Annotated in this window: 21 protein-coding genes and 1 riboswitch; of the genes, 12 read left to right on the top strand and 9 right to left on the bottom strand. The window is 73.6% G+C overall.

All coding sequences use genetic code 11. The features are described from left to right. Nucleotide 1: 1 nt before the first annotated feature. The 5 genes from AB0H28_RS12775 to AB0H28_RS12795 are packed head-to-tail and all read left to right on the top strand — an operon-like array spanning nucleotide 2 to nucleotide 2,437. On the top strand, nucleotides 2–877 hold the full coding sequence (locus tag AB0H28_RS12775; RefSeq protein ID WP_358037967.1) for a metal ABC transporter permease: 876 nt from the start codon (nucleotides 2–4) through the stop codon (nucleotides 875–877). A 34-nt stretch (nucleotides 878–911) separates the two neighbouring features. Further along, nucleotides 912–1,214 carry a metalloregulator ArsR/SmtB family transcription factor gene (locus AB0H28_RS12780; RefSeq protein ID WP_358037970.1) on the top strand — a complete coding sequence of 101 codons (303 nt, stop codon included), beginning with the start codon at nucleotides 912–914 and terminating at the stop codon, nucleotides 1,212–1,214. Next, nucleotides 1,211–1,606: a transcriptional repressor gene (locus AB0H28_RS12785; RefSeq protein ID WP_358037973.1), complete on the top strand. Its 396-nt coding sequence runs from the start codon at nucleotides 1,211–1,213 to the stop codon at nucleotides 1,604–1,606. The genes AB0H28_RS12780 and AB0H28_RS12785 overlap by 4 nt, the downstream gene beginning before the upstream one ends. Nucleotides 1,607–1,651: 45 nt before the next feature. After that, the gene (locus tag AB0H28_RS12790) at nucleotides 1,652–2,257 is read left to right on the top strand and encodes a hypothetical protein (RefSeq protein WP_358037976.1); all 606 of its coding nucleotides are present in this window, start codon (nucleotides 1,652–1,654) and stop codon (nucleotides 2,255–2,257) included. Nucleotides 2,258–2,266: 9 nt separating this feature from the next. Next, complete coding sequence (locus AB0H28_RS12795) at nucleotides 2,267–2,437, top strand: hypothetical protein (protein WP_358037979.1); 171 nt, start codon at nucleotides 2,267–2,269, stop codon at nucleotides 2,435–2,437. Nucleotides 2,438–2,495: 58 nt separating this feature from the next. Here the strand turns inward: AB0H28_RS12795 and AB0H28_RS12800 are convergent, their stop codons facing one another. The 3 genes from AB0H28_RS12800 to AB0H28_RS12810 form a co-directional block, all read right to left on the bottom strand. Next, complete coding sequence (locus AB0H28_RS12800; RefSeq protein ID WP_358037982.1) at nucleotides 2,496–4,445, bottom strand: acyl-CoA dehydrogenase family protein; 1,950 nt, start codon at nucleotides 4,443–4,445, stop codon at nucleotides 2,496–2,498. A gap of 100 nt (nucleotides 4,446–4,545) precedes the next feature. Continuing rightward, complete coding sequence (locus tag AB0H28_RS12805) at nucleotides 4,546–5,049, bottom strand: DUF6328 family protein (protein ID WP_358037985.1); 504 nt, start codon at nucleotides 5,047–5,049, stop codon at nucleotides 4,546–4,548. 149 nt (nucleotides 5,050–5,198) lie between these two features. Next, nucleotides 5,199–6,026, bottom strand: a complete 828-nt coding sequence (locus AB0H28_RS12810) for an alpha/beta hydrolase (protein WP_358037988.1) — start codon at nucleotides 6,024–6,026, stop codon at nucleotides 5,199–5,201. Nucleotides 6,027–6,103: 77 nt separating this feature from the next. Next, a riboswitch (TPP riboswitch) is annotated at nucleotides 6,104–6,210 on the top strand. A 76-nt stretch (nucleotides 6,211–6,286) separates the two neighbouring features. Here AB0H28_RS12810 and AB0H28_RS12815 point away from each other — a divergent pair. The 4 genes from AB0H28_RS12815 (at nucleotide 6,287) to AB0H28_RS12830 (ending at nucleotide 9,883) form a co-directional block, all read left to right on the top strand. Then, nucleotides 6,287–6,877 carry an ECF transporter S component gene (locus AB0H28_RS12815; protein ID WP_358037991.1) on the top strand — a complete coding sequence of 197 codons (591 nt, stop codon included), beginning with the start codon at nucleotides 6,287–6,289 and terminating at the stop codon, nucleotides 6,875–6,877. Nucleotides 6,878–6,971: 94 nt separating this feature from the next. Then, nucleotides 6,972–8,462: an ABC transporter ATP-binding protein gene (locus AB0H28_RS12820; protein WP_358037994.1), complete on the top strand. Its 1,491-nt coding sequence runs from the start codon at nucleotides 6,972–6,974 to the stop codon at nucleotides 8,460–8,462. Further along, nucleotides 8,459–9,259 carry an energy-coupling factor transporter transmembrane component T gene (locus tag AB0H28_RS12825; RefSeq protein WP_358037997.1) on the top strand — a complete coding sequence of 267 codons (801 nt, stop codon included), beginning with the start codon at nucleotides 8,459–8,461 and terminating at the stop codon, nucleotides 9,257–9,259. The genes AB0H28_RS12820 and AB0H28_RS12825 overlap by 4 nt, the downstream gene beginning before the upstream one ends. Nucleotides 9,260–9,499: 240 nt before the next feature. Continuing rightward, nucleotides 9,500–9,883 carry a hypothetical protein gene (locus AB0H28_RS12830; RefSeq protein WP_358038000.1) on the top strand — a complete coding sequence of 128 codons (384 nt, stop codon included), beginning with the start codon at nucleotides 9,500–9,502 and terminating at the stop codon, nucleotides 9,881–9,883. Between the two features lie 78 nt (nucleotides 9,884–9,961). Here the strand turns inward: AB0H28_RS12830 and AB0H28_RS12835 are convergent, their stop codons facing one another. Further along, on the bottom strand, nucleotides 9,962–10,312 hold the full coding sequence (locus tag AB0H28_RS12835; RefSeq protein ID WP_358038003.1) for a hypothetical protein: 351 nt from the start codon (nucleotides 10,310–10,312) through the stop codon (nucleotides 9,962–9,964). A 250-nt stretch (nucleotides 10,313–10,562) separates the two neighbouring features. On the opposite strand from AB0H28_RS12835, the gene AB0H28_RS12840 reads away from it, so the two are divergent. Both AB0H28_RS12840 and gndA read left to right on the top strand, forming a co-directional pair. Then, on the top strand, nucleotides 10,563–10,859 hold the full coding sequence (locus tag AB0H28_RS12840) for an MTH1187 family thiamine-binding protein (protein WP_358038006.1): 297 nt from the start codon (nucleotides 10,563–10,565) through the stop codon (nucleotides 10,857–10,859). Nucleotides 10,860–10,965: 106 nt separating this feature from the next. Further along, complete coding sequence (gndA, locus tag AB0H28_RS12845) at nucleotides 10,966–12,408, top strand: NADP-dependent phosphogluconate dehydrogenase (protein ID WP_358038009.1); 1,443 nt, start codon at nucleotides 10,966–10,968, stop codon at nucleotides 12,406–12,408. A gap of 3 nt (nucleotides 12,409–12,411) precedes the next feature. On the opposite strand, the gene AB0H28_RS12850 is transcribed toward gndA, so the two are convergent. The 4 genes from AB0H28_RS12850 to recO form a co-directional block, all read right to left on the bottom strand. Then, nucleotides 12,412–12,633, bottom strand: a complete 222-nt coding sequence (locus AB0H28_RS12850; protein ID WP_358038012.1) for a thioredoxin reductase — start codon at nucleotides 12,631–12,633, stop codon at nucleotides 12,412–12,414. Nucleotides 12,634–12,749: 116 nt separating this feature from the next. Beyond that, entirely contained in the window at nucleotides 12,750–12,935 is a 186-nt protein-coding gene (locus AB0H28_RS12855; protein WP_358038015.1) for a hypothetical protein, read from the bottom strand. Between the two features lie 67 nt (nucleotides 12,936–13,002). After that, on the bottom strand, nucleotides 13,003–13,815 hold the full coding sequence (locus AB0H28_RS12860) for an isoprenyl transferase (protein ID WP_358038018.1): 813 nt from the start codon (nucleotides 13,813–13,815) through the stop codon (nucleotides 13,003–13,005). Continuing rightward, a complete protein-coding gene (gene recO, locus AB0H28_RS12865; protein WP_358038021.1) occupies nucleotides 13,812–14,666 on the bottom strand; it encodes a DNA repair protein RecO in 855 nt (284 codons plus the stop codon). The genes AB0H28_RS12860 and recO overlap by 4 nt, the downstream gene beginning before the upstream one ends. 213 nt (nucleotides 14,667–14,879) lie before the next feature. Between recO and AB0H28_RS12870 the strand changes: the two genes are divergently transcribed. Then, the gene (locus AB0H28_RS12870; protein WP_358038025.1) at nucleotides 14,880–15,638 is read left to right on the top strand and encodes a DUF4097 family beta strand repeat-containing protein; all 759 of its coding nucleotides are present in this window, start codon (nucleotides 14,880–14,882) and stop codon (nucleotides 15,636–15,638) included. Here AB0H28_RS12870 and AB0H28_RS12875 read toward each other — a convergent pair. Further along, nucleotides 15,625–16,809 (bottom strand): acyltransferase, encoded by a 1,185-nt coding sequence (locus AB0H28_RS12875; RefSeq protein ID WP_358038028.1) that lies wholly within the window; start codon nucleotides 16,807–16,809, stop codon nucleotides 15,625–15,627. The two genes, AB0H28_RS12870 and AB0H28_RS12875, sit on opposite strands and share 14 nt — an antisense overlap. Between the last annotated feature and the right edge of the window lie 21 nt (nucleotides 16,810–16,830).

Genomic DNA, 16,830 nt, shown 5'->3' on the forward strand with positions numbered 1-16,830 from the left:
GATGGACCTCTTCCAGTACGACTTCATGCTCCGCGCGCTGGTCGGCGCGCTTGTCATCGGGCTGGCCGCGCCGGCGCTCGGCATCTATCTGGTGCAGCGCCGGCTGGCGCTGATCGGCGACGGCATCGGCCACGTGGCGCTCACCGGCGTCGGCGCGGGGCTGCTGCTCAACCGCTCCCCGGTGCTGGTGGCGGTGCTCGCCGCCACGCTCGGCGCGGTGGTCATCGAGCTGGTCCGCGCGTACGGGCGCACCTCCGGCGACCTGGCGCTGGCGCTGCTCTTCTACGGGGGCATCGCCGGCGGCGTGATGCTGGTCGGGCTCTCCGACGCCAGCAGCGGGTCGCTCAACGCGTACCTCTTCGGGTCGCTGACCACGACGTCGCCGGCCGACCTCGTCACCATCGGCGTGCTCGGCGCGGTGCTGCTGGTGACCATGCTGGTGCTGCGGCCGGCGCTGTTCGCGGTCTGCCACGACGAGGAGTACGCGCGGGTCTCCGGCCTGCCGGTGCGGGCGCTGAACCTGCTCGTCGCGGTCGGCACCGCGGTGACGGTGACCATCGCCATGCGGGCGGTGGGGGTGCTGCTGATCAGCGCGCTGATGGTGGTGCCGGTGGCCACCGCCCAGCAGGTGACCCGTGGTTTCCGGTCGACCATGACCGCAGCGATGGCGTTGGGCCTGTTCGCGGCCGGGGCCGGGGTCTGGGTGGCCGCCACCGCCGACACCGCGCCCGGCGCCTCGGTGGTGCTGGTGGCGATCGGCTCGTTCCTGGCGGTGACGGTGCTGGCGGCCGGCGGGCGGGCGCTGCGGCGGCGGGGCCGGCCGGCGCCGGGCGCGCCCGCGGTCGAGCCGGCCGAGCACGAGGTGCTGCTCGGATGAGGCCGGCGCAACCGGCAGTGGTTATCGTTACGAGGTGACCGGCACCAACGGGTACGACGCCTTCGAGGGCGCGGGTGAGCTGCTGCGCGCCCTCTCGGCCCCGATCCGACTCGCCATCGTGAGCGAGCTGGCCGAGGGCGAGCGCTGCGTGCACGAGCTGGTCGAGAGGCTCGGCGCACCACAGCCGCTGGTCTCCCAGCACCTGCGGGTGCTGCGCGGGGCCGGCGTGGTGCGCGGCTCGCGGCGTGGCCGGGAGATCGCGTACGCCCTGGTCGACGAGCACGTCGCGCACATCGTGGCGGACGCGGTCAGCCACGCCGGGGAGGGACCGTCATGACCACCGGCACCCCACGCACCACCCGACAGCGCAGCGCCGTGAGCGCGCTGCTGGACGAGGTCGAGGGCTTCCACAGCGCCCAGGACCTGCACGCCATGCTCCGCCGCCGGGGCGACCGGATCGGGCTGACCACGGTCTACCGGACGCTGCAGGCGCTCGCCGACGCCGACGAGATCGACGTGATGCGCCCGCCGGGCGGCGAGCACCTCTACCGGCGGTGCAGCGGCGGTCACCACCACCACCTGGTCTGCCGGGCCTGCGGTCGCACCGTCGAGGTGGCCGGCCCGGCGGTGGAGAAGTGGGCCGAGCAGATCTCCGCCGAGCACGGCTTCACCGAGGTCAGCCACACCCTGGAGATCTTCGGCACCTGCCCGGCCTGCGCCGGCCGGTAAATCCGACCGGTGCCGGCACGCCCGGGCCGTGGCAGGCTGTCCGGCGTGAAGATCTACGCCGACCGTTTCCCGACCGCACTCCGTCAGCTCCTGACCGACCTGCTCGTGGTCGTCTGGGTGTACGCGGCGATCCGCTTCGCGCTCTGGCTGCACGATCTGGTGGAGAAGCTCGCCGTACCCGGGCGGAAGCTGGAGGGGGCGGGCAGCGGGCTGGCCGACAACCTGGCCGACGCCGGCGGCAAGGTGGGCCGGGTGCCGCTGGTCGGCGACGAGCTGACCGCGCCGTTCACCCGGGCCGCCGACGCCGCCCGCGCGATGGCCGACGCCGGCCGCGACCAGCAGGAGCTGGTCGGCCAGTTGGCCCTCGCGCTGACCGTCGCGGTGCTGGTGTTCCCGCTCGGCCTGGTGCTCTTCGGCTGGCTGCCGCTGCGGGTGCGCTGGATGCGCCGGGCCGGTGCGGCGAAGGCGATGGCCGCCGCGCCGGCCGGGCGGGACCTGCTGGCGCTGCGCGCGCTCGCCGGTCAGCCGCTGTCGAAGCTCACCCGGATCGCGCCGGACGTGGCCGAGGCGTGGCGGCGCGGCGACGACGCCACAGTCGACGCGCTCGCCGCGCTGGAGCTGCGCGGCTTGGGGCTGCGCAGTGACCGGTAGGGTGTGCCGGTGCTGTACTTCCTGATCGTCGTCGCCGTGCTGCTGCTGGGCTACGCGGGTGTGCTGGTGAGCTTCGTCCGCAAGGGCCGCCGGATCCCGCCGTCGGCGTATCTCGTGCTGGCCGCCCTGAACGGCCTCATCCTGGTCGCGGTGATCGCCTGGGCGGTCGCCCGCCGCTGAGCGGCTGTTAAGAAGGGGCCCCTGCTCTACCGGAGGCGTTAAGAAGGGGCCCCTCCTTTCAGATCCGGCGGCGGACGTCTTCGGTGGTGGACGGGCCCGGCTGCCAGCGGGCGACCCAGGGGAGGTCGGCGGGGGGCGTGACCACGCCGCTCTCCACCGAGGCGTAGCGGCCGGCGACGATCCGCTTCGCGGCGGCCACGTCGACCGAGTCGGTGTTCGACCACAGGCCGGTGAACAGCTCGTCGACGCGCAGCCGCGCCTGCCGGCAGAACAGGTCGGCCAGCTCGACGTTCTCCGGGTGCTCGGACCGCTCGGCGTAGGCCCGGACGCAGACCGCGGACATCGCGAACAGCTCCGCGCCGATGTCCACCACCCGGCCGAGGAACGCCTGCTTGCGCTCCATCTTTCCCTGCCAGCGGGACATCGCGTAGAAGGTCGAGCGGGCCAGCTTGCGCGACGTCCGCTCGACGTGCCGCAGGTGCCCGGCCAACGGCCCGAACTCCGGGTAGGCGCCCGGCGCCTGCCCCTTGCCGACGGCGAGCGTGGGCAGCCACTTCGCGTAGAAGGCGCCGGCCCGCACGCCCGCTGACGCCTTGCGGCCCAGCCCGGCCTCCGGGTCGATGATGTCGCCGGCCACCGACAGGTGCGCGTCGACCGCCTCCCGGGCGATCAGCAGGTGCATGATCTCGGTGGAGCCCTCGAAGATCCGGTTGATCCGCAGGTCGCGCAGGAGCTGCTCGACGGCGGCGGGACGCTCGCCCCGGGCTTCCAGCGACTCGGCCGTCTCGTAGCCGCGCCCGCCCCGGATCTGGATCAGCTCGTCGGCGATCCGCCAGGCCATCTCGCTGGCGTAGAGCTTGACCAACGCCGCCTCGATCCGGATGTCGTTGCGGTCGTCGTCGGCGAGCAGGCAGGACAGGTCCAGCATGGACTCCATGCCGTACGTGGTGGCGGCGATGAACGACAGCTTCTTCGCCACCGCCTCGTGCTCGCCGACCGGCCGGCCCCACTGGACCCGGTCGGCGGCCCACCCCCGGGCCACGTTGAGCGCCCACTTGCCGGCGCCCACGCACATCGCCGGCAGCGACAGCCGGCCGGTGTTGAGCGTGGTCAACGCGATCTTCAGGCCCTTGCCCTCGCCGCCGATCACGTTCTCGGCCGGCACGAACACGTCGTGGAACCGGGTGAGGCTGTTCTCCAGGCCGCGCAGCCCGACGAAGGAGTTGCGCCGCTCCACCGTGATGCCCTCGCTGTCGCCGTCGACCACGAACGCGGTGATCCCGCCGCGCCGCCCCTCGCCGGCCGGCACCCGGGCCATCACCACGAGCAGGGTGGCGACCGTGCCGTTGGTGGCCCAGAGCTTCACCCCGTTGAGCCGGTAGCCGGCGCCGTCGGCGGTCGGCTCGGCGGTGGTGGCGAGCCGGGCCGGGTCGGAGCCGACGTCCGGCTCGGTGAGCAGGAACGCGGAGACCTCACCGGCGGCCAGCCGGGGCAGGAACCGCTCCTTCTGCTCCGGCGTGCCGAACATCTTCAGCGGCTGCGGCACGCCGATCGACTGGTGCGCGGAGAGCAGGGCGCTGATCGCCGGGTTCACCGAACCGGCGAGCATCAGCGCCCGGCAGTAGTGCAGGTTGCTCAGCCCGAGGCCGCCGTACTTCCGGTCGATCTTCATGCCGAACGCGCCGAGCCGGGCCAGCCCGCGGAACACCTCATCCGGTATGTGCGCGTCGCGCTCGATCGCCGCGCCGTCCACCTCGTCGCGCAGGTACGCCCCGAACGCGCCGAGGAACTCGTCGGCGCGGGCCACGTCGGCCGGGTCGGACCGGGGCCAGGGGTCGATCAGGTCGAGCCGGAACCGGCCGAGGAACAGTTCCTTGCCGAAGCTGGGCCGGTCCCAGGCCGCCTCCCGGGCCGCCTCGGCGACCTGGCGGGCCTCATGCTCGGAAACCTGGCCCGCCTCGGTGGGCAGCGGCCCGGCTCCGCCGGCATTGTTCTGTGTCGTGGTCACGGCTGCCTCCTGGATGGTCGGTCCGGATGCGACGAAAACGACGCTACCCCCGGGTGTTACCCAGGGGTAGCCTCGCGTGCACGTCCGATTTGGCGGACCGTCAGTCCCCGGTCAGCGTCTGCGGGTCGTCGTCCTCGTCGTCGATGTCGTCGTCACCCCAGTTGCGGCGGGCGAACGGCAGCACGGCCCAGAAGATCAGGAACCAGACGCCGGTGATCGCGCTGAGCGCGAAGGCGATCGGCCGGGGCAGCACGAAGTCGGTGACCAGCAGGACCGCGCTGACCATCGCGACCAGCATGAAGAACAGGCCGCCGGTGGCCATCCGGTGGGCGAAGCGCACCAGCTCCGGCTTGCGCCCCTGGCGGAACAGCGCCCGGTGGAACGCCACCGGCGAAATGATCATCGCGGCGGCAGCGGCGGCGGCCAGCAGCGCCACCACGTAGACGTCGCGCTGGAAGTCGGTGGTCCGGTTGAACGCGTTGCTGAACGGCATGGTCAGCAGGAAGGCGAAGAGGATCTGCACACCGGTCTGCGCGACGCGCAACTCCTGGAGCAGGTCGGCGAAGTTGCGCTGCCAGCGCTGCTTCTCGGATTCCTTGGACAACTCGTGAACCTCCGGTGAAGACGGCACGGCCGGCGGGTGAACGCCCGCCGGCAGCAGCGTCTGTGCCCGGATCGGTTGACCACGAAACCGGCTCAGGATCCGCGCCGGGTCCGGCCCTCATACCGCCAGGTACGCCTCGGCGCTCACCGTCATGCCTCCGCCGTCCCCGACGTCCGGGCGAGGATCGCCTCGGCCAGCGGGCCGGGGGCCTCGTCGGGAATCCAGTGGCTGACCCCGGGCAGCACCAGGTAGCGGTAGTCGCCGGTGACGTGCGCCGCGCACGCCTCGGCGGCGGTCCGGCCGATCGCCACGTCCCTGTCGCTCCAGACGTACGTGGTCGGCACCGCCACCGGCCCGACCGCCTTCATGTCCGACCCGCTCATCGCGCGGTACCAGTTGAGCGCGGCGGTGAGCGCGCCCGGCTGGCGCATCGGCTCGGCGTAGCGATCGACGTCGCCGACCCCGCGCAGCAGCCGGCGCAGCGCCGCCCCGCGCAGCGCCAGCAGCACCTTCTCGGCCTTGCCCGGCATCCGGAACAGCGCCATGTAGGCGGACTTGGCCTTCTGCCTCGGATCGGTGGCGAGCGCGTGCCCCATCGCGGCCGGGTGCGGCACCGACACCGCGGTAAGCGTCCGCACCCGCTGCGGGTGCGCCGCGGCCAGGCCCCAGGCCACGATCGCCCCCCAGTCGTGGCCGACCAGGTGCGCGGCGCTCACCCCGAGCGCGTCCAGCACGGCCGCCGCGTCGGCCACCAGCTCCGGGATCCGGTACGCCTCGACCGCGTCCGGCCGCGCGCCGGGCGAATAGCCGCGCTGGTCGAGTGCGTACGTGCGCAGCCCGGCGGCGTGCAGCGCGGGTGTCACCGCCTCCCACTCGCCGGCGTGCTGCGGAAAGCCGTGCAGCAGCAGGACGGGTTCGCCGTCCTCTGGGCCGCCGGTGGTCACCTCGAACGTCAGTCCCCGCGCCTCGACCCGCATGGTCGCCACCGTAGCCGACAGTCGCCCTGCTGGGCCCGGGGCCACGGTCGGTGCTAGCGTCTGCGACGAGACAACTTCACATCCGACAGGGGAGCGCACAGCGCTGAGAGTGCGGGCCGGTGCCCGCAGACCCTCGAACCTGATCTGGGTAATGCCAGCGCAGGGAGTTCGGTCGACCTCCAGCCGCGCCGCAGTCCGGGCGTTTTCCGGGCGCGGCGTGCGTCTTCTCCTGGTTCCGCACCACGAACTGGGAGTCCGTCATGAACCACACCGACAGCAACCGCTGGCGTACCGTCGACATCGTCGTCGCCTCGGTCATCGCCGTCGCCTTCGGCGTCGTCTTCTGGGCCTGGGGCCTGCTCTGGAGCGCCACCGACGCGGCGTTCGCGTTCTTCCCGCCGGCGCAGGCGGTGCTCTACGGCGTGTGGCTGATCCCGGCGGTGCTCGCCGGCCTGATCATCCGCAAGCCGGGTGCCGCGCTCTACTGCGAGACGGTGGCCGCTATCGTCTCCGCGCTGCTGGGCAGCCAGTGGGCGGGCATCGTGATCCTCCAGGGCCTGATGCAGGGCGTCGGCGCCGAGCTGGCGTTCGCCGCGTTCCGTTACCGCTCGTTCAAGCTGCCGGTGGCGGCGCTGGCCGGCGCGCTCACCGGCCTGGGCGCGGCGATCTTCGACTTCGTCTACTGGAACAAGGCCTTCGACCTCACCTCCTACCGCATCCCGTACGCGCTGATCACCATCGTCAGCGCCACGATCGTCGCCGGCGTCGGCGCCCACCTGCTCACCCGCGCCCTGGCCAACACCGGCGTCCTGGACCGCTTCCCCGCCGGCCGCGACCGAGCCCTGGTCTGACGGGTATCCCACTGTCGATCATGAAGTTGACGGTGATTTCGGCGCGTTGTGGTGCCGTCAACTTCATGATCGACGAGGCAGAGGGGGTGGGACCGTGAGCGGGGTGGTGCTGCGGGGATTCGGGTGGCGGCACGGGGGGCGCAGACGCTGGGCGGTGCGCGGGGTGGACCTGCGCGTCGAGAGCGGGGAGCGGGTGCTGCTGCTCGGTGCCTCCGGGGCCGGCAAGAGCACGCTGCTGGCGGCGCTGGCCGGGCTGCTGCCCGAGGACTCCGGCGAGCAGGAAGGCACAGTCGAGATCGACGGGCTGGACCCGCGCAAGGCCCGCGAGCGCGTCGGCGTCGTCTTCCAGGACCCGGAAACCCAACTGGTGATGGCCCGCTGCGGCGACGACGTCGCGTTCGGGCTGGAGAACCGGGGCGTGCCCGCCGAGGAGATCTGGCCCCGGGTGGACGAGGCACTGCGCCGGGTCGGCTTCCCTTACCACCGGGACCGCCCGACCGCCGCGCTCAGCGGCGGCGAGCAGCAGCGGCTGGCGCTGGCCGGGGTGCTCGCGCTGCGGCCCGGGCTGCTGCTGCTCGACGAACCCACCGCCAACCTCGACCCGGCCGGCGCCACGCTGATCCGCCGGGCCGTCGCTGACGCGCTCGACAGGGACACCACGCTGATCCTGGTCGAGCACCGGGTCGCCGAGGCGTTGCCGCTCGTCGACCGGGTGGTGGTGCTGGAACCCGGCGGCGGGGTGCGCGCCGACGGCCCACCCGAGGCGGTCTTCGCCGCGCACGGCGAGGCGCTGGCCGCCGCCGGGGTCTGGGTGCCCGGACACACCGTGCCACCACGACACGCCACCGCGCCGGCCGGCGACGTGCTGCTCACCGCCGACCGGCTCGGCCTGCCACCCCGGCTGGCCCCCACCGACCTGCGGGTACGCGCCGGCGAGGCGCTCGCCGTGCTCGGCCCGAACGGCGCCGGCAAGTCCACCCTGGCGCTGCTCCTCGGCGGCCTGACGCGCCCCGGCGCCGGCACGGTCACCGCCTCCGCCGGCCTGGCCGGCCGGGACGCGCGCACGCCCCCGCACCGGTGGCGCGCGCCGGCGCTGGCCGGGCGGATCGGCTCGGTCTTCCAGGACCCGGAGCACCAGTTCGTCACCGCCACGGTCCGCGACGAGCTGGCGCTCGGGCCGCGCCGCACCGGCCGGCCCGAGGCGGAAGTCACCGCCACCGTGGACGCGCTGCTGGAGCGGCTGCGGCTGGACCGGCTCGCCGGCGCCAACCCGTACACCCTCTCCGGTGGCGAAGCGCGGCGGCTGAGCGTGGCGACCGCCCTGGCCACCGCGCCCCGCCTGCTGATCTGCGACGAGCCCACGTTCGGCCAGGACCGGCGCACCTGGCGGGAGCTGGTCGACCTGCTGGCCGAGCTGCGCGACGCCGGCCACGGCGTGGTCACCGTGACCCACGACGCGGACTTCGTGGCCGCGCTCGCCGACCGGAGGCTCACCCTGGACCGCCCGCCCGGGTCCAGCGAACCGGGCCGCCCAGACGCGGAGCGCCCGTCGTCGCCTCCGGGCCGAGGGACCGGTGTGACGTGATCGACCTGGAGCCGGTGGCGACGCCCGGCGCCCCGCTGGCCCGGCGCAACCCGGTGGCGAAGCTGGCCGCCGCGATGGTGTTCACGATCGTCCTGGTGGCCACGCTGGACCCGGTCGCGCCGGCCATCGCCATCGCCGTCGAGCTGGCCGTGCTGCCGCTGTTCGGCGTCCGCTACCGGGTGCTGGCCCGGCGGGCCTGGCCGTTGCTGGCCGCCGCCGTCGGCATCCTGGTCACGCTTGTGCTCTTCGCCGCCGACCGGTCCGGCCGGGTCTTCGTCGAGGCCGGCCCGGTGGTGGTCACCGGAGGCGTGCTGGTCACCGCGCTCGGGCTGGTGCTGCGGATGCTCGCGGTGGCGCTGCCCGGGATCATCGTATTCGCCACCACCGACCCGACGGACCTGGCCGACGCGCTGATCCAGAACGCCAAGGCCCCGGCCCGGTTCGCCATCGGCGCGCTGGCCGCGTTCCGGCTGGTGCCGCTCCTCGAACAGGAGTGGCGGATGATCAGTATGGCCCGCCGGGCGCGCGGCGTGGGCGCCGGCCGCAACCCGTTCGCCAAGCTGCGGATCTTCGCGTCCACCGCGTTCACCCTGCTGGTCGGCGCGATCCGGCGGGGCACCCGACTGGCGGTGGCGATGGACGCCCGCGGCTTCGACGCCGGCACCCCGCGCACGGTCGCCCGCCGGCAACGCTTCACCCGGGCTGACGGGCTGTTGATCGCCGGGGCGGCGCTGCTGGCCGGCGCGGCCCTGACGGTCAGCGTGGTCCTCGGCACCTTCCGACCGCTGATCGGGTGACCGGACGCCGGTCAGCGCAACGCCTGCGGAACCGGTCGGGAGTGCTGCCCGGCGACGACGAGCACCGCCACCCGGCAACAGCAGCCCAGGCTGAGCACCGACGCTGCACACTCAGGACCGGCGTGTCACGGGCTCGGCGTCGAGCCCGTGACGCACCGGCACCTACCGGCGAAAGGGCGAGCGGTGTCGCGAAACGTCAGCGGGCACGTGCACTTCCACCCGGACCGTTCCATGCACCTTGTGCTCGACGGGCCGGACGGGCCGGTCGACGCGGGAGTCACGAAACACACGGCGGACCTCGGCCGAATGGCACAGGAAGCAGCGGCCGGCATCCACGGTGGCGGGCCGCTGGACGTGTCACTCCTGGTCGACCGGCCGCCGTGGCTGGCGCCGGGCGTGCTTGTGCACCTTCCCCCATCGACCGATCCGGGCGAGACGACGCGGCATCCCTACGGCCAGATCGTCGATTTCCTTCCCGTCGGCGGCGTGCTCGTCTGGCACCCCGAGACGAGCACGGGCGTCTATGCCCCGGAGGAACTGGTCGTCTGCGACCCGGCCTCCGTGGATCCCCGCGTCGTGCGGGCCATCACCCAACGGACCGGTCTGGACGCGGCCACCGGATGACCCCCGAACCACAGTGTTTCCACAAGGCGGCGGTCACTGTCGTCCATATTCTCGGATTCGGACAAGGAGCGGCGACGGTCAGCTACGCCGGAAGGCATAGAACCGGGTCCGGTCGACGCGCTGGCCGCGCCCCTTCAGCCGGGCGTCACGGGCGCCGGGCGGGCCGGCCTTCGGCGCTGGGCCGGCCGGCTTCGGCTCGTCGAGCGGAGCCACGCCGGACCGGGCCGGACCGTTCGACGCGCCTCCCGCCACCGCGTCGGCGGACAGCACCGGAACCAGCAGTGCCCCGTCGGGCAGGACCGGGTCGGGCGTCACGACACCGGGGAGCAGCGCCGCCGGGATAGGTGGCGTCGCGCCGAGCGCGACGCGGTCCGACGGGGTGGACGGCGACGAGGTACGGGACTTCTTCGAGGTGCGCTTCGCGGGCATCCGCGGGCCTCCTGTCTGTCGGGCGCGCCGACCAGGGACGCGCCGAGCGGGTGCCCCGGGTGCGATCCGACCACGACGGACACCGCGAACAAGCGGCGGCGGGAAGGGGATGCGGACGCCCGGAGCGGGACGGATCCACGGCGACTGCGGCGGTGGACCGGGCTCGCAGGACGGGCGTCAGTTACGCATACCGACACGCTAGCCCGACACGGCCGGCCACCGCAGCCGAATTACTGGCACGATCGTCGGCATGCTGATCGCGTTCTCGATCACCCCGCTCGGCGTGGGTGAGTCCGTGGGCGACCTGGTCGCCGACGCCGTACGGGTGGTCCGCGAGTCCGGCCTGCCGAACCGGACCGACGCCATGTTCACCACCGTCGAAGGCGAGTGGGACGAGGTGATGGCGGTGGTGAAGCGGGCCGTCGACACGGTCGCCGCCGAGGCGCCCCGGGTCAGCCTGGTGCTCAAGGCCGACCTGCGCCCCGGGGTGACCGACACGTTGACCGCGAAGGTGGCGCGCGTCGAGGCGCGTCTCGCCGAGGGGTGAGACACGACGCCACCGGCTCCTCACCCACCGTCGAGGTGTGATCCGCTCACCCGGTGACCGCGATACGGTCGCATGACGGCAGCGAGGACGAGAGGTGGCGGTACGCATGGCAGCAGAGGCGACGGCGCAGATCGGGGTCACCGGTCTGGCGGTGATGGGTCGCAACCTGGCCCGGAACCTGGCCCGCAACGGATTCGCCGTGGCGGTGCACAACCGCTCGCCGGAACGCACCCGCAGCCTGGTCGCGGAACACGGCGACGAGGGCACCTTCGTGCCGTCCGAGTCGCTCGCCGACTTCGTCGGCTCGCTGGAGCGGCCCCGCGCGGTGATCGTGATGGTGAAGGCCGGCGCGCCCACCGACGCGGTGATCGACGAGCTGATCCCGCTGCTTCAGGAGGGGGACATCGTCGTCGACTGCGGCAACGCGCACTTCGCCGACACCCGCCGCCGGGAGGAGGCGCTGCGCGAGCACGGGCTGCACTTCGTCGGCACCGGCGTCTCCGGCGGCGAGGAGGGCGCGCTGCGCGGCCCGAGCATCATGCCGGGCGGCTCCGCGGAGTCATACCAGAAGCTCGGGCCGATCTTCGAGAAGATCGCCGCGCAGGTCGAGGGCGTCTCCTGCTGCCGGCACGTCGGGCCGGACGGCGCGGGCCACTTCGTCAAGATGGTGCACAACGGCATCGAGTACGCCGACATGCAGCTCATCGCCGAGGCGTACGACCTGTTGCGGGCCGGCCTGTCGGCGAGCCCGGCGGAGATCGCGGAGATCTTCCGGGAGTGGAACGGCGGCGAACTGGAGTCGTTCCTCATCGAGATCACCGCCGAGGTGCTCGGCCACACCGACGCGGCCACCGGGCGGGCGTTCGTGGACGTGGTGCTCGACCAGGCCGAACAGAAGGGCACCGGCCGCTGGACCGTGCAGAGCGCGCTGGACCTGGGCATCCCCATCACCGGCATCGCCGAGGCCACGTTCGCCCGGTCGCTGTCCGGCCACGCCGACCAGCGCGAGGCCGCCCGCCGCGTGTTCCCCGACGCCGGTGAGAAGTGGCGGGTGGACGACCGGGACACGTTCGTCGAGGACGTGCGCCGCGCGCTGCTGGCCAGCAAGATCGTTGCGTACGCGCAGGGCTTCGACCACATCCGCGCCGGCAGCCAGGAGTACGACTGGAACATCGACCTGGGCGGCACCGCCACCATCTGGCGGGGCGGCTGCATCATCCGGGCCCGCTTCCTGGACCGCATCCGGGAGGCGTACGACAGCGAGCCGGACCTGTCGACGCTGCTGGTCGCGCCCTGGTTCGCCGAGCGGGTCAGCGCCGGCGTCCCGGCCTGGCGGCGGGTGGTGGCCGACGCGGCCCGGGCGGGCGTGCCGACCCCGGCCTTCTCCTCGTCGCTGGCCTACTTCGACGCGCTGCGCGCCGAGCGGCTGCCGGCCGCGCTGATCCAGGGGCTGCGGGACAACTTCGGCGCGCACACCTACCACCGGGTGGACCGGGACGGCTCGTTCCACACCCTGTGGGCGGGCGACCGATCCGAAGTGGAGGGCTGAGGCTCACCACATTCGCTCGGGCGGGTCGGGCGCCCAGCCGGCCACCGGTTCGCCGGTGGTCAGCTCGCCGATCTCGCCCGAGCGGACCGTCGGGGTGTGCCCGAGGTCGGCGCAGTGCCGCTCGGCCACCCCGGCGCACAGTTCGGCGACCGCCTCCCGGCGGGTCGGCTCCACCAGGTCGGCGGCGGCCAGGGCGGCCGTCAGCTCGTACCGGAGATCGCGCATGTCTCCACCCCCCGTGGCGGCGCGTCCCGGCGGCGCGCCCTGCGCCTATGGTAAAGCGGAACGCCCCGCGGATGCGGGGCGTTCCGTCGACGGCCGGTCGGCGCCGGCCGGGCAGCTCAGAAGAACCGGCGGCGCTTGGCCTTCTGCGGCCGGATCAGGTCGGCGCCCTTGGTCAGCAGGCGGCTCACCCCGGTCGGCCCGCGACGGGCCTCCAACGAGTGGCTGAGCCGGCGCGCGCCGGCCGCCGCCAGCGGCACGGCGACCGCCATGAGCGCCCACTGCGCGATCCGCTTCTGAATCATGTGGTTCACCTCCGCGTGTGCTGTTGTCGGTACGGGTACCCAGCGTGGCGCGTCGGTAAGCGTGAGCTCAGACTCCCGGGGCGACCGGGTTGGGCAGCGCGCCGCCGAAGCGGCGGTCCCGCTGGGCGTACAGCTCGCAGGCGTACCAGAGGTGGCGGCGGTCGAAGTCGGGCCAGAGCGTGTCCAGGTAGACCAGTTCGGCGTAGGCGGTCTGCCAGAGCAGGAAGTTGGAGATGCGCTGCTCGCCGGAGGGGCGCAGGAACAGGTCGACCTCGGGCACCTCGGGGTGGTAGAGGTAGCGGGCCACCGTCTTCTCGGTGACCCTGTCCGGGTGCAGCCTGCCGGCGGCGACGTCGCGGGCGATGGCCGCCGCCGCGTCGGCGATCTCCGCCTGGCCGCCGTAGTTGACGCAGAACTGGAGCGTCAGCGTCGAGTTGCCGCGGGACATCTCCTCGGCGGTCTGCAACTCGGAGATGACGCTCTTCCACAGCCGCCCGGCCCGGCCGGACCAGACCACCCGCACGCCGAGGTCGACGAGCTGGTCGCGACGGCGGCGGATGACATCGCGGTTGAAGCCCATCAGGAAGCGGACCTCGTCCGGCGAGCGCCGCCAGTTCTCGGTGGAGAACGCGTACGCCGACAGGTAGGGCACGCCCAGCTCGATCGCGCCCTCGATGGTGTCGAACAGACTGTGCTCACCCTGCTCGTGCCCCTTGGTGCGGGGCAGCCCGCGCTCCTTGGCCCAGCGCCCGTTGCCGTCCATCACGATGGCGATGTGCCGGGGCAGCGCGGCGGCGGGGAGGGCCGGCGGTCGCGCGCCGGACGGGTGCGGGGTCGGCGGCGACGGCTCGCGGCGGGTCGTCCTCGTCGATCGGATCACTCGGTCATCTCCCTGTTGACACCAGCGGCGGCCGGCCCGGCGCCGGTGCGCGGCGGGACCACCCTCGGCCCCGCGCCGGGCGCCGGGGCACCCCGGTCGACCAGCGGCAGCGAGCGTAGCGCGCGCTCCAGATGCCACTGGAGGTGCGCCGCGACCAGGCCGCTGCACTCCCGGCGCACGGCGGTCTCGGCGGCGTCGGCGTACGCCCAGTCGCCGGTGGTCAGCGCGGACATCAGCGTGAGCGTGGCCGGCGCCGGGTGGGCCGCGCCGGGGGGTCGGCAGTCCGGGCAGACCGCGCCGCCGGCCGGCACCGAGAACGCGCGGTGCCCGCCCGGCTCGCCGCAGACCGCGCAGGCGGTCAACGCCGGCGCCCAGCCGGCGAAGGACATGCCGCGCAACAGGTAGGCGTCGAGCACCAGCGTGGTCGCGTGATCGCCGCGGGCCAGCGACTTCATCGCACCGAGGGTGAGCTGGAACAGCCGCAGCGACGGTTCCCGCTCGACCGGAGTCAGCCGCTCGGCGGTCTCGGCGATCGCGCTGGCCGCCGTGTAGCGGGGGTAGTCGCCGAGGAACCGCTTGCCGTACAGCTCGATCGCCTCGACCTGGCTGACCGTGTGCAGGGAACTGCCCTGGTTGCCCTTGGGGTCACCGGCGAGCTGGAGGTCGACGTGCCCGAACGGCTCCAGCCGGGCGCCGAACCTGCTGGTGGTGCGCCGCACGCCCCGGGCCACCGCGCGCAGCCGGCCGTGCCGGCGGGTGAACAGGGTGATGATCCGGTCGGACTCGCCCAGCTTCTGCACGCGCAGCACCACCGCGTCGTCGCGGTAGAGCTGTCGGCGATACCCGGCCATCGGTCCATTCTCTCTCGGGGTGCGATCTCAGGGTCGGCTCGGGGTGGACCGGCGGCCGATCCCGGATGTGCCGGCCGACCCGCCGGCCCTAGGGTTCTGGCCATGGTTCCGCTCCGAACGGGTCTCCGGCCGCACAGCGCTCGCCGGCCGCACAGCGCTCGCCGGCCGCACAGCGCTCGCCGGCCACACAGCGCTCGCCGGCCGCACAGCTTGGTGGCCGCGACCGCCGCCGCCACGCTCATCGTGCTCGCCGGGTGTGACAACCTGTCGTTCCGCCGGCTCGACTACGACCGGACCGAACACGCCACGATTGCCCGGATCGTGGTGGACGACGGCGGCTCGGGCGACGTGGTGGTCCGGGCCACCGGCCCGGCCGACCAGGTGAAGATCAAGCGCGTGGTTCGTTACCAGGGTGGTGAGCCGGACAGCCGCTACCAGCTCAAGGGCGACGAGTTGGTGCTGCCCACCGACTGCGGGCAGCGGTGCAGCATCTCCTGGGAGGTGACCGCGCCGAAGGGCGTGGCGGTCCGCGGCGGCACCGGCTCCGGCAACGTCGACCTCACCGACGTCGGGGCGGTGGAGTTCACGCTCGGCTCCGGCGACCTCACCATCAGCGGCGCGAGCGGCGAGGTGCGCGCCGCCACCACGTCAGGCAACATCCGGCTGGTCGAGGCGACCGGCCCGGTCCGGGTGCGGGCCAAGTCCGGCGACATCGAGGCCCGCCGGCTCACCTCCGCGGTCGACGCGGAGACCACCTCCGGCAACCTCACCGTCGAGCTGGACCAGCCGGTTCCGGCCCGGCTGCACGCCACCAGCGGAAACGTCGACCTGGTCGTGCCGGCCGGCCGCTACCGGGTGCGCGCCGACGCCAGGTCCGGCGACACCGACGTGCGGGTGCCCAACGACCCGGGCGCGTCCCTGCTGCTCGACGTCTCCGCCACCAGCGGCAACGTGACCGTCACCGGTCGCTGAACGGGCCGCCGCCGCGCACTCGGCCACCCGGGTCCGGCGCGGCGTCGGCGGACGGCTCGGGGCTGCGGCGCGGCGCCGGCACCCGGGGGTGGGCGCCGACGAACCCGGCGGCCACGCCGGGCGGGGCCGGACCGGCCGGGTCGTCCGCCGCCCGTTCCGCCACCGACCGCCGGGGCTTGCCCGGCACCAGTTCCGGGGTACGCCGGGCGGCCACGTCCTCGACCCAGCCGACCACCAACGTCACCACCCCGACCAGGGCGAAGACCAGCACCACCCGCAGCCACAGGCCGACCGGGTCGGTGGGCGACCAGCCCACCAGCCCCACCAGCGGGGTGAGCGCCACCACGAACGGCATGTGCCACAGGTAGATGGTCAGCGCCCGCCGGTTCACCACGGTCACCGCCCGGCCGAGCACCGGAACCCGGTCGACCCAGGCCGTGTCGGTCGGCGCCCGACCGATCGCCACCAGGATGAACGCCGCCGCCCAGAGCGCGTTGCCGAGCGGGATGTCGTTGATGTCGTAGCCGCGCGGGCCGGGATGGGTGAAGATCCAGGCGAGCCCGGCCGCGCCCACGACCGCGGCGAGCGGCAGGAGCACCCAATTGCGCATCCGCCGCAGCAGACCGTCGTGGTGGGCGAAACCGAGCAGCCAGGCGCCGAAATAGAGACCGAACTCGCGCAACACGGTCGGGGGGTTCGGCAGGACGCCGAACTCGATCGCGGCGAGCACCGCGAACGGGGCGGCCAGCGTGGGCAGCGGCGCCCGCCGGAACAGCCAGAGCGCCAGCGGCGAGGCGAGCACGAACCACAGATAGTCCCGCAGGTACCAGATCGGGCTGAGGGCCAGCCCGCCCCAGTAGTTGGCCGGCGGGTCACTGACCGGGAAGAGCCAGAGCAGCACCTTCGGGCTCGGCGGCAGCCCGGTGAGCAGCATCGCCGGCACGAAGGCCGCGGCGAGCACCCAGAGCGAGGGCAGCAGCCGCCGCAGCCGGCGCGCGACCGCGGGCACCCCGGTGCGGTCCAGTGACGCGGCCATCAGCGACCCGGCCAGCGCGAACATCACCGCCATCGCCGGGAACACCAGCGTGAGCGAGGCGTAACCGGTGACGTGGTAGGTGACGACGCGCAGGATGGCCAGGAAGCGAAGCAGGTCCAGGTAGCGGTTTCGCATCGGCTCGCAGCGGGGTCCGGG

Source organism: Micromonospora sp. NPDC050980, assembly GCF_040653835.1.
Classification (GTDB): Bacteria; Actinomycetota; Actinomycetes; order Mycobacteriales; family Micromonosporaceae; genus Micromonospora.

Bases quoted from the DNA above. Each gene is read 5' to 3' on its own strand.
- AB0H28_RS12775 (WP_358037967.1), top strand. From the start codon at position 2: ATGGACCTCTTCCAGTACGACTTCATGCTCCGCGCGCTGGTCGGCGCG.
- AB0H28_RS12785 (WP_358037973.1), top strand. From the start codon at position 1,211: ATGACCACCGGCACCCCACGCACCACCCGACAGCGCAGCGCCGTGAGC.
- AB0H28_RS12810 (WP_358037988.1), bottom strand. From the start codon at position 6,026: ATGCGGGTCGAGGCGCGGGGACTGACGTTCGAGGTGACCACCGGCGGC.
- AB0H28_RS12815 (WP_358037991.1), top strand. From the start codon at position 6,287: ATGAACCACACCGACAGCAACCGCTGGCGTACCGTCGACATCGTCGTC.
- AB0H28_RS12835 (WP_358038003.1), bottom strand. From the start codon at position 10,312: ATGCCCGCGAAGCGCACCTCGAAGAAGTCCCGTACCTCGTCGCCGTCC.
- AB0H28_RS12840 (WP_358038006.1), top strand. From the start codon at position 10,563: ATGCTGATCGCGTTCTCGATCACCCCGCTCGGCGTGGGTGAGTCCGTG.
- gndA (WP_358038009.1), top strand. From the start codon at position 10,966: ATGGCAGCAGAGGCGACGGCGCAGATCGGGGTCACCGGTCTGGCGGTG.
- AB0H28_RS12850 (WP_358038012.1), bottom strand. From the start codon at position 12,633: ATGCGCGATCTCCGGTACGAGCTGACGGCCGCCCTGGCCGCCGCCGAC.
- AB0H28_RS12855 (WP_358038015.1), bottom strand. From the start codon at position 12,935: ATGATTCAGAAGCGGATCGCGCAGTGGGCGCTCATGGCGGTCGCCGTG.
- recO (WP_358038021.1), bottom strand. From the start codon at position 14,666: ATGGCCGGGTATCGCCGACAGCTCTACCGCGACGACGCGGTGGTGCTG.
- AB0H28_RS12875 (WP_358038028.1), bottom strand. From the start codon at position 16,809: ATGCGAAACCGCTACCTGGACCTGCTTCGCTTCCTGGCCATCCTGCGC.